This window comes from Streptomyces sp. NPDC055632, from assembly GCF_053618675.1.
On record NZ_JBSHHY010000024.1, the window covers coordinates 27630 to 40485 of the forward strand.

The following is a 12856-nucleotide window of genomic DNA, read 5'->3' on the forward strand; positions in this document are numbered from 1 at the left end:
GAGCCGCCCCGGCCCCGCGACCGCCCCCCAGGGGTTAAGGACGGGGCCCCCCCCGCCCCCCCCCCCCCCCGCCCCCCCCCCCCCCCGCCCCCCCCCCCCCCCGCCCCCCCACGACCCCCTCCCGGGTGGTTTACGCCCCGTACCGCAACCACGGTCGCGTGCCCCGGCATCGTGCGGGGCATGACCACCCCCGACACCCTCGCCGCACCGGCACCGGCACCGGCACCGGCACCGGCACCCGCACCCGCACCCGCATCCGTATCCGCACCTCCCGCCCCCTTCGCCGACGCGTCGACCCGCCTCCTCGACGAGCTCGCCCCGCTCCTCGCCGCCGAGTCGGACGCCGAGGCCCCGGCCGCCGGCGTCGACCCCGGCGACCTGGAACAGGCCGTCTGGCTCCGCCTCCTGGAACGCCTCCGGGAGACCGGCGCCCCCGAGCGGCCCGCCGAATGGCTGCGCCGGGCCGTACGGGCCGAGGCCCGCCGCGCCCGCAGGACCGGCGACCGGGAGCGCCCCTACCGGGACGAGCCCGCCCACGAGCCGGGCGGCGCCGAGCCCCACGGCTCCCCGGAGCACTCCCTGATGGCCGCCGAGGGCCGCCGCGCCCTGCGCGCCGCCGTCACCCGCACCCCCGGCCGCTGCCCCGGCGTCCTCACCGCGATGCTCGACCCGGAGGACCTCACCTACCGCGAAATCGCAGGAGAGTTGGGTATCTCACAGGGGAGTCTGGGGCCGATGCGTTCCCGTTGCCTGGGATGCCTGCGCAGAATGCTGGCTGCAGAGGTTCCCGCCCCCGGCCGTCGGGGAAGGGTGTGTTGAACCGATGATCGACAGATGAGCGGGAGGCGTGCACACATGGGCCTGAGTGTGACCATCTCAGCGGCGGACGCGCGGGACGCGGAGCACATCCTGAAGCTGCAGTACCTCTGCTACCAGAGCGAGGCGGAGATCTACGGGGACTGGTCCATCGAGCCGCTCACCCAGTCGCTCGACGCCCTGCGCGCCGAACTGGAGGAGGGACACGGGCTCGTGGCCCGCCTCGGCGACGAGGTCGTCGCCTCCGTACGGGCCCGCGTCGACGAGGACGGCACCGTCCGGATCGCCAAGCTCATCGTCCACCCCCGGATGCGGCGGCACGGCCTCGGCGGCCGGCTCCTCGACGCCATAGAGCGCCACTTCGCCACCGCCCCCGAGGCCGCTCCGCCCGTCAAGCGCTTCCAGCTCTTCACCGGCCACCGCAGCGAGGTCAACCTGCGCCTCTACCGCAGCAAGGGGTACGCACAGGTCTCCACCCGGGAACTCGGCCCCCGGCTCACCCTGGTGACCCTGGAGAAGGCCGCGTAGGGCCCGTCCGGCGGCGGATCGAGAACCTGCTAGGCGGCGGCCTTGGACCTGCGCAGCCACCAGATCCCGGTCAGCGGCAGCAGCACCGGGATGAAGACGTAGCCGTAGCCGAAGTCCGACCAGACCGTCGCGTCCGGGAAGGCGGACGGCTCGACCAGCGTCCAGGCCCCCACGACCAGCACGCCCGTGAGCTCGGCGGCGCAGCACACCAGCGCCGCCCTGCGGGCCTTCTCCCCGCCCCGCACCAGCGTGTACGTGATGAAGACGTAGACGACGGCCGCCACCGCCGACAGGGAGTACGCGAGCGGCGCCCGGTCGAACTCGGTGGCGATCTGGTAGATCGAGCGGGAGACCGCGCCGACCGACATCACCCCGTACAGCCAGACGAGGAGCATGCCCGGCCCCTTGACCAGACGGGTCGTTCCCTCGGTCGCGGTCATGGTCAGCCCACCGTCCAGATGTCGTAGAGACGCACTTCGAGCACCGCCAGGACGACCGCGCCGGCCGCCACCGTCGCCGAACCCCACCGGCTGCGCTCCGCGAGCGACATGAACCCGGCGATCGGCACCGCGCACAGCGCGCCGAGCAGATAGGCGACGAAGATCGTCGCGCCCTCCTCGGCCTTCTCGCCGCGCGCCAGCTGCACGATGCCGACGATCAGCTGGACCAGGACCAGGAAGGTCACCACGGCCATGCCGATGAAGTGCCAGTCCTTGGTCGGCTGGTCGCGGAAGGCGGCGAAGCCGCACCAGGCGGCGAGGGCGAGCGCGGCCGCGGAGACCGCGACCGTCAGGGCGTCGAGCATGCGCCCGAGGGTATTACGGTCCGAATGACCCGATGCGCTCGGCCCTCCCCACCTCCTGCCGCCGCCCTCCTCGCCCACGTGGCCTTGGCCACAGACGGGCCCCCGGCGGGCCCTCGCCCACGTCCGCCGACCGCCCCGTCCCCCCAGGCCACGCAAGGGAAGAGAAGCGGAGGGCGAGCCTCCGGGGTGTCCGAATACCGTCTCAACGACGTCCGCTATTCGGACACGCCCCTTTCGTTCGCGACCGTGCGTGCTTTACTTGCAGACATGACCACGACGAGCAGCCGCACCCTTGCGACCGAGGCGATCACGACGCCCGGTGCTCGTTGTATGTGTCGAATGTGCGCCATCTGAGGGCTCCCGCCGATTTTCGCGCCCCGAAGCGAGACCGACGGCCGCACCGGTTCCCCCGCCCGACGGCGGCGGACCGTGCCTGCCCCGCGCACCCGCCGACGCCCGGCCATCCGCCGGACCGGCCCCCGTGCGCCTGACTGTCCGATGACGAATGCCCCGTGCGTGACGGACCCCGCGTCGCGCACTCGACAGTGACGGAAACCCCTGTGATCACCACTTCGGGCCTGACCAAGGTCTACGAGTCGCGCGGCCGGCAGGTCACCGCTCTGGACGGCGTCGACCTCCACGTCCGCGAGGGCGAGGTGTTCGGCGTGATCGGCCAGAGCGGCGCCGGCAAGTCCTCCCTCATCCGCTGCGTCAACCTCCTGGAGCGCCCCACCTCCGGCACGGTGACCGTCGACGGCGTCGACCTCACCGCCCTCGCCGGCAAGGGCCGCCGCGCGGGCAAGGACCTGCGCCGGGCGCGCAGCAGCATCGGCATGGTCTTCCAGCACTTCAACCTGCTGTCCTCCCGCACGGTCAAGGACAACATCGAGCTCCCCCTGGAGATCCTCGGCATATCCGGCGCCGAGCGCTCCCGCCGCGCCCTGGAACTCCTCGACCTCGTCGGCCTCGCCGACAAGGCCAAGGCCTACCCCGCCCAGCTCTCCGGCGGCCAGAAGCAGCGCGTCGGCATCGCCCGCGCCCTCGCCGGCAAGCCCAAGGTCCTCCTCTCCGACGAGGCCACCAGCGCCCTCGACCCGGAGACCACCCGCTCCATCCTCCAGCTCCTGCGCGACCTCAACCAGCAGCTCGGCCTCACCGTCCTGCTCATCACGCACGAGATGGACGTCGTCAAGACCATCTGCGACTCCGCCGCCCTCATGCAGCACGGGCGCGTCGTCGAGTCCGGCACCGTCGGCGAACTGCTCGCCACCCCCGGCTCCCAGCTGGCCGCCGAGCTCTTCCCGGTCAGCGGCGCCCCCACCGGCCCCGACCGCACGGTCGTCGACGTCACCTTCCACGGCGAGGCCGCGACCCAGCCGGTCATCTCCCAGCTCTCCCGCACGTACAACATCGACATCTCGATCCTCGGGGCGGCGATGGACACCGTCGGCGGCAAGCAGATCGGCCGGATGCGGATCGAACTGCCCGGACGGTACGAGGAGAACGTCGTCCCGGTCGGCTTCCTGCGCGAGCAGGGCCTCCAGGTCGAGGTCGTGGAAGAAGTCGAGACCACCGAAGAAACGGTTGTCCAGGAATCGGTGTCCGACGCGGCGACCGTACTGGTGAAGGAAGGTGCCAAGTGACCTGGTCCGAGATGCAGCCCCTGCTGGAGCAGGGCACCGTCGACACCCTCTACATGGTCCTGTGGGCCACCGTCGTCACCGTCCTCGGCGGCCTGCCGCTCGGCATCCTCCTCGTCCTCACGGACAAGGGCGGACTGCTGCAGAACCGGCCGGTGAACAAGGTCGTCGGCGCGATCGTGAACGTGGGCCGCTCGCTGCCCTTCATCATCCTGCTGATCGCCCTGATCCCCTTCACCACCTTCGTCGTCGGCACCTTCATCGGCCCGACCGCGATGATCGTGCCGCTCGCCATCGGCGCCATCCCCTTCTTCGCCCGCCTCGTCGAGACCTCGATCCGCGAGGTCGACCACGGCCTGGTCGAAGCCGTCCAGGCCATGGGCGGCGGCATCCCCACCATCGTCCGCAAGGTCCTGCTCCCGCAGGCCCTGCCCTCCCTGGTCTCGGGCGTCACCACCACCGTGATCGTGCTCATCGGCTACTCCGCGATGGCCGGCGCGGTCGGCGGCGAAGGCCTCGGATCCAAGGCCGTCACCTACGGCTACCAGCGCTTCGACACCACCTTCATGCTCGTCACGGTGGTCGTCCTGGTCGTCATCGTGACCGTCGTCCAGCTCATCGGCGACGGAGTCGTCCGACTCCTCGCCCACCGGGGCCGCACGGCCTGAGCCGTCCGCCCCGCCCCCGACTTCGTCCTTCGAAGAACAGTCCGGACTTGTTGTCCAGACGACTACCACTCCACCTGAAAGAGGCACTCTTCGTGCGCAAGAACATCAAGCTCACCGCCGGCGTCGCCGCCACCGCAGCCCTCGCCCTCGGCCTGAGCGCCTGCGGCACCTCCTCCGACCCGTCCTCCTCCAAGGACTCGGCCGGCGCCGCCGACAAGCCCCTCGTCGTCGCCGCGTCCCCGACGCCGCACGCCGACATCCTCAACTACGTCAAGGACAACCTGGCCGAGAAGGCGGGCCTGAAGCTGGAGGTGAAGGAGTTCACGGACTACGTCCTGCCGAACACCGCCACCCAGTCCGGCCAGGTCGACGCCAACTTCTTCCAGCACAAGCCGTACCTCGACGACTTCAACCAGAAGAACAAGACCACCATCGTCCCCGTGGTCAACGTCCACCTGGAGCCGCTCGGCCTCTACTCCAAGAAGCTCAAGTCGCTGAAGGACATCAAGCCCGGCCAGACCATCGCCGTCCCCAACGACACCACCAACGGCGGCCGCTCGCTCCAGCTCCTCGCCGAGAACGGCCTGATCACCCTCAAGGACGGCGTCGGCACCAACGCCAAGCTCTCCGACATCACCGACAAGAAGGGCCTGGAGTTCAAGGAGCTGGAGGCCGCCACCGTGCCCCGCGCCCTGAACGACGTCGACGCCGCCGTCATCAACGGCAACTACGCCCTGGAGGCGAAGCTGGAGCCGGCGAAGGACGCCATCGCCCTGGAGAAGGCCGAGGGCAACCCGTACGCCAACTTCCTCGCCGTGAAGGCGGGCAACGAGAAGGACGCCCGCGTGCAGAAGCTCGCCGAGCTCCTCAACTCGCCCGAGGTGAAGAAGTACATCGAGGACACCTACAAGGGCTCGGTCATCCCGGCCTTCGGCGCCCCCAAGGAGTAACCGCCGTCCGAGGGGCCGTCAGACCGGTTCCCCCGTACAGTCCTTGAGCGGAAGGCCCCCGCACCCCGTCCGGTGCGCGGGGCCTTCCGCCGTACCCGACCCGGCCATGCGCACCGGCGGTGGCATGCTGCATGCTGTGCGTTCACGGTCGATTCGGACGGTCCACGGCATGGAGCTGCGCATGACTACCACCTTTCCGGACATCTCCATCAACACGGACCGGTTGGTGCTGCGCGCGTTCGAGGAGGCGGACGCCCCCGCGCTCGCCGAGATGATGAACGACGAACTCGTCGGCGCCTGGACCGCCGTGCCCCAGCCCTACACCGAGGCCGCCGCCCACCGCTGGATCACCGAGCGCGCCCCCGCCGAACGCGCCGCCGGCCGCGGACTCGACCTCGCCGTCACCGAGTTCCTCACCCAGCGCCTCGTCGGCGTCGTCCAGCTGGGCAACACGGACTGGCGCGTCCGCTCCACCGAACTCTCGTACATCGTCGCCCCCTGGGCCCGCGGCGAGGGCTACGCCTCCGAAGCCGCGCTCGCCACCGCCCGGTGGCTCTTCAACGACCGGAAGTTCGAACGCCTGGAACTGCGCACCGCCGCCGACAACACCGCCTCCCAGCAGGTCGCCCAGAAGATCGGCTGCATCAGCGAGGGCGTCCTGCGCAACGCCTGCATAGCCCGCACCCGCACCGAGGACGGCGGCTGGACCGAGCTGCGCACCGACTTCATCCTCTGGGGCCTCCTCCCCGAGGACCTCGACGACGTCGCCGACCAGATGGCCGAGGCCGGATACTCCTCGTACACCGACTGGAGCTGAGGACCGGGTACGCTCGGCACGCCCCCGACCTGCGACAACACCACAGGGAGACAGACGACGATGGCCGACCGCGTCACGGTGATCGGCTGGGGCGGATCGCCCCTTTCCCCGGCGGCCCTGTCCGCGCTCTCCGCCGCCACCCTGGTGGCCGGAGCCGGCCACCACCTGGACCGGCCCGAGGTGCCGGCCACCGCCGAACGCATCCGCCTCGGCAGCGTCGACCTCGCCGCCCGCCGCATCGCGGGCCACCGCGGCACCGCCGTCGTGCTCGCCGACGGCGACCCGGGCTTCTTCGGGGTCGTCCGCACCCTGCGCGCGCCCGAGCACGGTCTGGAGGTCGAGGTCGTCCCCGCCGTCTCCTCCGTCGCCGCCGCCTTCGCCCGGGCCGGCATGCCCTGGGAGGACGCCCGGACCGTCGTCGCCCAGCAGCGCACCCTGCGCCGGGCCGTCAACGTCTGCCGCGCCCACCCCAAGGTCGCCGTCCTCACCTCGCCGGGCGCGGGCCCCGCGGAACTCGCCCTCCTCCTCGACGGGGTCCACCGCACCTTCGTCGTCTGCGAGGAGCTGGGCACCGACCGCGAACGGGTCTCCGTCCTCACCTCCGACAAGGCCGCCGACCACACCTGGCGCGACCCGAACGTCGTCCTCGTCATCGGCGGGGGAGGCGGCGCCCCGGCCGCCCCCTGGCTGGCGGGCCAGGACCCGTCCGTCCGCCCGGTCCGGGGCTGGGGCCTCCCCACCGAGGAGTACGACTCCGAGGGGCACGGCACCGGAACCGATCAGGTCCGCCCGAAAGCCGGCGAGGACCCCGCCCTCCGAGCCGCCCAACTCGCCCGTCTCGGGCCCCGCACCGGCGACCTCGTCTGGGACATCGGCTGCGCGGGCGGCGCCTTCTCCGTCGAGGCGGCCCGCTTCGGCGCCGCCGTCATCGCCGTCGACCTCGACCCGGCCGCCCGCGCCCGCACCGAGGCCGCCGCCCGCCGCCACGGCGTCCCCCTCCAGACCGTCCAGGGCCGCGCCCCGCACGTCCTGGAGAGCCTGCCCGAACCCGACGTCGTGCGGATCGCGGCCGGCGGCGTCACCGTCGTCACCGCCTGTGCCGACCGGCGCCCGGAGCGCATCGTCGCCCACGCCTCCACCCGCGACGAGGCCGAGGCGATCGCCGCCGCCCTCACCGCCGCCGGCGGCTACGCCGTCGAGAGCCTCCTCCTCCAGACCGTCGGACTCGACCCGGACACCTGGTCGGAACGCGATCGTTCGGCCGTCTTCCTGCTCTCCGGGCGCAGGATCGACCGCTCCCCGTGATCCGCCCGCCCCGCCGGTCGGGGTAGGCTGGCCGATTGTTGTACCGCATCCGGACGTTCGTCACTTCGTGTGCCGATGTCCTGAAATGGCCGCCCCTCGGGGAGACCGGTGTGGTACGCGACCAGGGGGGACCGCGCGACGTGGCGCAGTCCACAGCGCACCGTGGCGAATCTTCCTGCCACGACGGCCGAGGACCGGGACAATGTGCAGGTGTCCGCGCGCTTCGTGCCGCGCGGCGCGCGCGCTCGTTGTTGTCGACGGGCGCAGGTCTGAAGGAGCACAAGCGATGGGCGAGGGGTACGCATGACGGACACCGGCCAGGTCCCGGGCGAGGGGCTGCCGGAGAACGCAGGCATGGTGGAGCAGCCGGGCATCCCCGCACCGGGCGCGTACACCTTCCTGGACCCCTCCGAGCACACCGCCGAGGACGACGACCTGCTTCTGATGCCGGGCGCCCAGGGCGCCTGGAGCGAGCACCCGCCGGGCGTCGTGCCCGCGCCGCCGGTCGCCGTGCCCCCGCCGGTCCCCGTGGTCCCGCACCAGGAGGCCCCGGCCCCGCTGGGCGACCCGCTGACGGACCCCCTGCCCGACCCGCTCACGGACCCGCTCCCCGAGCCCGCCGCCCTCGGCGACGTCCTGACCGCCCCGCAGGACCGGACCCCGCCGCAGGGCGTACCGCTCGACCCGTACACCGGCACCCCGGCGCACGGCGTCCCCGCCTCCGGCACCCCGGCGCACGGCGTCCCCGCCGCCGGCACCCCGGCGCACGGCGTCCCCGCCGCCGGCACCCCGGCGCACGGCGTCCCCGCCGCCGGCACCCCGGCGCACGGCGTCCCCGCCTCCGGCACTCCCGCGCACGGCGTCCCCGCCGTCCCGCACGAGCCGGTCCTCACGGACCACGGCTACGAGCCCGGCATCCTCGACACCGGCGCGCACGAGGCCGTCGGCCACGACTCGGGCTCCGTCGACCTCGGCGGCGTCCCCCTGCCCCCGCCGGCCGTGGCGCAGACCCCGCCGCCCGCCCGCCGCCCGCTGCACATGGGCCCGCCCGTGCCCGAGGGCACCGGCGGAGTCGTGCGCTCGCTGGCCGACCGGGGCCCGGCCACCGCGCCCGCCCCGGTCCCGCAGCCCGCTCCGGAGCCCCTCGTGGCCACCGGCCCCGTCCCCGTGCCGGTCCGCACCCCGGGCCCGCCGACCACGGGCCCCGAGTACTTCGAGATCGCGCAGGAGCAGCAGCTCGCGCCGCAGGGCGCCGAGCCGTGGACCGCGCAGGAGCCGGTGGCGCAGCCCCCCGCAGAAACGGTCGTCCCGCAGCCGGACCACTCCGGACAGTTCGTCCAGGTCGAGGGCACCGTCCCGACCGCCCCGCACCTGGCCCCGACGCCGACCGCGGAACGGCCCCCGGTCGCGGAGCCGGCCCCCGAGCCCGAGGCGCCCGCCGCGGCGGAGCCCGCGCCCGAGGCCGCCCCGGAGATCTGGGAGGAGCCGACCGGCCCCGAGGCGGTCGTCGTGCCCGCGCCGCGCGAGCCCGAGCCGGAGCCCGTCGTGGCCGCCGCTCCCGCCCCCGTACCGGACGAGCCCGAGCAGGCCCGGCAGGAGACCGCGCCCGAGGAGCCCGCCACCGAGCCCGAGGCCCCGGCGGAGCAGGCACCCGCCGAACCGGTCGTGGAGGAGGCTCCCGAGCAGCCGCAGGAGCAGGAGACCCCGGAAGCCGTCGCGACGGCGGAACCGGCCCTGCCCCTGGAGCCGGCCCCCGCCGAGCAGCCCGCCCCGGAACCGGCGTCCGCCGAGGAGCCGGCCCTCACCGAGGAACCGGCTCCCACCCAGGAGCCGACGGCACCCGCCCCGGCCCGGGAGGAAGCCCCGGAGGCCGTTCCCGCCCCCGAACAGATCCAGGAACCGGCGCAGGACCCTGCCTCGGAACAGGCCCAGGAACCGACCCCGGAACCGGCTGAGGACCTGACCCCGGAGCCTGCCCCGGAGCCCTCCCCGGCGGCCCCGGGCTACGACGACGCCGAGCGCGAGGCCGTCCTCCGCGTCATGCGCGAGCGCCGCGACATCCGCAACGGCTTCCGCTCCGACCCGATCCCGCACGAGGTGCTGCTCCGCGTCCTGGAGGCCGCCCACACGGCCCCCAGCGTCGGCCACTCCCAGCCCTGGGACTTCGTCGTCATCCGCTCCGCCGAGACCCGGCAGACGATGCACGAGCTGGCCCAGCGGCAGCGCGAGGCGTACGCCAGGTCGCTGCCGAAGGCCCGTGCGAAGCAGTTCAAGGAACTGAAGATCGAGGCCATCCTCGACACCCCGGTCAACATCGTGGTGACCGCCGACCCGACCCGGGGCGGCCGCCACACCCTCGGCCGCTACACGCAGCCGCAGATGGCCCCGTACTCCTCCGCGCTCGCGGTCGAGAACCTCTGGCTCGCGGCCCGCGCCGAGGGCCTCGGCGTCGGCTGGGTCAGCTTCTTCGACGAGCGCGAGATGGTCCGCACCCTCGGCCTCCCCGAGCACCTCGAAGTGGTCGCGTACCTCTGCGTGGGCTACGTGGACGAGTTCCCGGAGGAGCCCGAGCTGATGCAGGCGGGCTGGTCCAAGCGCCGCCCGCTGGCCTGGGTCGTCCACGAGGAGACGTACGGCCGCCGCGCCCTGCCCGGCGAGGAGCCGCACGACCTCCTCCAGGAGACCGTCGCGAACATCCGTCCGCTGGACGCCAAGGCGCTCGGCGAGGCCTGGGAGCGCCAGAAGCGCATGACCAAGCCCGCCGGGGCCCTGGGCATGCTGGAGATCATCTCCGCCCAGCTCGCGGGCCTCTCCCGGATGTGCCCGCCGCCGATCCCGGAGCCCGCGGCCGTCGCGATCTTCGCGGGCGACCACGGCGTCCACGCCCAGGGCGTCACGCCCTGGCCGCAGGAGGTCACCGGCCAGATGGTGGCCAACTTCCTCGGCGGGGGAGCGGTCTGCAACGCGTTCGCCAACCAGGTCGGCGCCGAGGTCTGCGTCATCGACGTCGGCGTGGCCTCCGAGCTCCCGGCCACCCCGGGCCTCCTGCCCCGCAAGGTCCGCCCCGGCACCGCCGACTTCACCACGGGCCCGGCGATGACCCGCGAAGAGGTCCTGGCCGCGATCGAGGTCGGCATCGAGACGGCCCGCGACCTGGTCGCGGCGGGCAACAAGGCACTGCTCACGGGCGAGATGGGCATCGCCAACACCACGGCCTCCGCCGCCCTGATCTCCGTCTTCACCGACGTGGACCCGGCCGAGGTCACGGGCCGGGGCACCGGCATCAACGACGAGACCCACGCCCGCAAGGTGGACGTGGTCCGCCGCGCCCTCGCCCTGCACACCCCGGACCCGGAGGACCCGATCGGCGCCCTCGCGGCGGTCGGCGGCCTGGAGCACGCGGCCCTCGTGGGTCTGATCCTGGGCGCGGCCTCGCTGCGCACCCCGGTGATCCTCGACGGCGTCTCCACCGGAGCGGCGGCCCTGGTGGCCCGGGCGATCGCGCCCGAGTCGCTCGCGGCCTGCATCGCGGGCCACCGCAGCGCCGAGCCGGGCCACGTGGCGGCCCTGAACAAGCTGGGCCTGCGCCCCCTGGTCGATCTCGACCTCCGCCTCGGCGAGGGCACGGGCGCCCTGCTCGCCCTCCCGCTGGTGCAGAGCGCGGCCCGCGCGATGCACGAGGTGGCCACGTTCGACTCGGCGGGAGTCACCGAGAAGTAGGCACCACCGGCGCGGCCCCCACCCACGCACGGGAGTGGGGGCCGCGCAGGAACAGGGTCCGGGACGTCGAGCGCGATGTGTGGCGCTACGAGAAGCCGAACTCTCCAGGGCGGTGGGCGCCGTAGATCACGCAGTCCCGGACCCTGTTCCGGAGCGGCCCCCACGTCACGCCCCACGGCGGGGAGATCCGTCACAGGGTGACGCCCCCGTGCCACGGATATCGTGGGCTCGAACAACAGCGCCCCATCAGCCGTCCCACCAGCCGCTCCACCGCCGCAGCGGCCCAGCACATGCCACGCCCCGAGGAGCCGCTCACCCATGGCCGAGAACACCGAGAAGGCGACCCCCGACGCCCACCCCGCCTACCCGGTGGGCCTCCGCCTCGCCGGCCGCCGCGTGGTCGTCCTCGGCGGCGGCCAGGTCGCCCAGCGCCGCCTCCCCGCCCTGATCGCCGCGGGCGCGGACATCACCCTGATCTCCCCCTCCGCGACCCCGTCCGTGGACGTGATGGCGGAGACGGGCGAGATCACCTGGATCAAGCGCCGGTACGAGGACGGCGACCTCGCCGACGCCTGGTACGTCCTGGTCGCCACGACCGACCCCGCCACGAACGAGGCCGCCTCCGCCGAGGCCGAGCGGACCCGGACCTGGTGCGTGCGCTCGGACGACGCCGAGGCGGCCACCGCCTGGACCCCGGCCACCGGCCGCGGCGACGGCGTCACCGTGGCGGTGCTCACCGGCCACGACCCGCGCCGCTCGGCCGCCGTGCGGGACGCGATCGTGGAGGGCCTGCGGGACGGCTCGATCGCGGCGCCCCAGCACCGCGCCCGCACCCCGTTCGTCGCCCTGGTCGGCGGCGGCCCCGGCGACCCGGACCTGATCACGGTGCGCGGCCGCCGCCTGCTCGCGGAGGCGGACGTGGTGATCGCGGACCGCCTCGGCCCCCGCGACCTCTTGGACGAACTGCCCCCGCACGTCGAGGTGATCGACGCGGCGAAGATCCCGTACGGCCGGTTCATGGCGCAGGAGGCCATCAACAACGCGCTGATCGAGCACGCGAAGGCGGGGAAGTCGGTGGTCCGCCTGAAGGGCGGCGACCCGTTCGTCTTCGGCCGGGGCATGGAGGAGGCGCAGGCGCTCGCCGCCGAGGGCATCGCCTGCACGGTGGTCCCCGGCATCTCCAGCTCGATCTCGGTGCCGGGAGCGGCCGGCATCCCGGTCACGCACCGGGGAGTGGCCCACGAGTTCACGGTGGTCAGCGGGCACGTGGCCCCCGACGACCCGCGCTCCCTGGTCGACTGGGCCTCGCTCGCCAAGCTGACGGGCACCCTGGTGATCCTCATGGGCGTCGACAAGATCGGAAAGATCGCGGAGGCCCTCATCGCCCACGGCAAGGCCCCGGAGACCCCCCTGGCCCTGGTCCAGGAGGGCACGACGGCGGCCCAGCGCCGGGTGGACGCGACGCTCGCGACGGTCGCGGAGACGGTCAGGACGCAGGAGGTGCGCCCGCCGGCGGTGATCGTCATAGGCGACGTGGTGGCAGAGGCCCCGAACAAGCCGACGGCATAAGAACAACCCCACCCCACCCCACCCCATCCCGAACGAGG

Annotated in this window: 11 protein-coding genes; 9 read left to right on the forward strand and 2 right to left on the reverse strand. The window is 73.6% G+C overall.

Annotation, left to right across the window (positions count from 1 at the left end):
• Positions 1 to 180: 180 nt before the first annotated feature.
• Positions 181 to 819 (forward strand): sigma-70 family RNA polymerase sigma factor, encoded by a 639-nt coding sequence (locus tag ACWGSR_RS26370; RefSeq protein ID WP_453569554.1) that lies wholly within the window; start codon positions 181 to 183, stop codon positions 817 to 819.
• 36 nt (positions 820 to 855) lie between these two features.
• On the forward strand, positions 856 to 1344 hold the full coding sequence (locus ACWGSR_RS26375) for a GNAT family N-acetyltransferase (RefSeq protein WP_376243997.1): 489 nt from the start codon (positions 856 to 858) through the stop codon (positions 1342 to 1344).
• Between the two features lie 29 nt (positions 1345 to 1373).
• Here ACWGSR_RS26375 and ACWGSR_RS26380 read toward each other — a convergent pair whose 3' ends face one another.
• Both ACWGSR_RS26380 and ACWGSR_RS26385 read right to left on the reverse strand, forming a co-directional pair.
• Positions 1374 to 1784, reverse strand: a complete 411-nt coding sequence (locus tag ACWGSR_RS26380; protein WP_376243994.1) for a hypothetical protein — start codon at positions 1782 to 1784, stop codon at positions 1374 to 1376.
• A 2-nt stretch (positions 1785 to 1786) separates the two neighbouring features.
• The gene (locus tag ACWGSR_RS26385; protein WP_376243992.1) at positions 1787 to 2149 is read right to left on the reverse strand and encodes a hypothetical protein; all 363 of its coding nucleotides are present in this window, start codon (positions 2147 to 2149) and stop codon (positions 1787 to 1789) included.
• Between the two features lie 560 nt (positions 2150 to 2709).
• Between ACWGSR_RS26385 and ACWGSR_RS26390 the strand changes: the two genes are divergently transcribed.
• From ACWGSR_RS26390 to cobA, 7 genes are all read left to right on the forward strand, one after another.
• Positions 2710 to 3792, forward strand: coding sequence for a methionine ABC transporter ATP-binding protein (locus ACWGSR_RS26390; protein WP_376243989.1), 1083 nt, complete (start codon positions 2710 to 2712; stop codon positions 3790 to 3792).
• Positions 3789 to 4457, forward strand: a complete 669-nt coding sequence (locus tag ACWGSR_RS26395; RefSeq protein WP_376243986.1) for a methionine ABC transporter permease — start codon at positions 3789 to 3791, stop codon at positions 4455 to 4457. Before ACWGSR_RS26390 ends, ACWGSR_RS26395 begins: the two co-directional genes overlap by 4 nt.
• Positions 4458 to 4549: 92 nt before the next feature.
• Entirely contained in the window at positions 4550 to 5407 is an 858-nt protein-coding gene (locus ACWGSR_RS26400) for a MetQ/NlpA family ABC transporter substrate-binding protein (RefSeq protein ID WP_453569560.1), read from the forward strand.
• Positions 5408 to 5588: 181 nt separating this feature from the next.
• Positions 5589 to 6224, forward strand: a complete 636-nt coding sequence (locus ACWGSR_RS26405) for a GNAT family N-acetyltransferase (RefSeq protein WP_376243981.1) — start codon at positions 5589 to 5591, stop codon at positions 6222 to 6224.
• 60 nt (positions 6225 to 6284) lie between these two features.
• Complete coding sequence (gene cbiE / locus ACWGSR_RS26410; protein WP_453569564.1) at positions 6285 to 7529, forward strand: precorrin-6y C5,15-methyltransferase (decarboxylating) subunit CbiE; 1245 nt, start codon at positions 6285 to 6287, stop codon at positions 7527 to 7529.
• Between the two features lie 303 nt (positions 7530 to 7832).
• Positions 7833 to 11249, forward strand: coding sequence for a nicotinate-nucleotide--dimethylbenzimidazole phosphoribosyltransferase (cobT, locus tag ACWGSR_RS26415; protein WP_453569567.1), 3417 nt, complete (start codon positions 7833 to 7835; stop codon positions 11247 to 11249).
• A 318-nt stretch (positions 11250 to 11567) separates the two neighbouring features.
• Positions 11568 to 12818 (forward strand): uroporphyrinogen-III C-methyltransferase, encoded by a 1251-nt coding sequence (gene cobA, locus ACWGSR_RS26420; protein WP_376243969.1) that lies wholly within the window; start codon positions 11568 to 11570, stop codon positions 12816 to 12818.
• Positions 12819 to 12856: the final 38 nt, after the last annotated feature.

What these genes read in the sequence shown, in the direction of transcription:
- cobA (WP_376243969.1), top strand. Translation starts at nt 11,568, where the DNA reads ATGGCCGAGAACACCGAGAAGGCGACCCCCGACGCCCACCCCGCCTAC.
- ACWGSR_RS26370 (WP_453569554.1), top strand. Translation starts at nt 181, where the DNA reads ATGACCACCCCCGACACCCTCGCCGCACCGGCACCGGCACCGGCACCG.
- cobT (WP_453569567.1), top strand. Translation starts at nt 7,833, where the DNA reads ATGACGGACACCGGCCAGGTCCCGGGCGAGGGGCTGCCGGAGAACGCA.
- ACWGSR_RS26380 (WP_376243994.1), bottom strand. Translation starts at nt 1,784, where the DNA reads ATGACCGCGACCGAGGGAACGACCCGTCTGGTCAAGGGGCCGGGCATG.
- ACWGSR_RS26375 (WP_376243997.1), top strand. Translation starts at nt 856, where the DNA reads ATGGGCCTGAGTGTGACCATCTCAGCGGCGGACGCGCGGGACGCGGAG.
- cbiE (WP_453569564.1), top strand. Translation starts at nt 6,285, where the DNA reads ATGGCCGACCGCGTCACGGTGATCGGCTGGGGCGGATCGCCCCTTTCC.
- ACWGSR_RS26385 (WP_376243992.1), bottom strand. Translation starts at nt 2,149, where the DNA reads ATGCTCGACGCCCTGACGGTCGCGGTCTCCGCGGCCGCGCTCGCCCTC.
- ACWGSR_RS26405 (WP_376243981.1), top strand. Translation starts at nt 5,589, where the DNA reads ATGACTACCACCTTTCCGGACATCTCCATCAACACGGACCGGTTGGTG.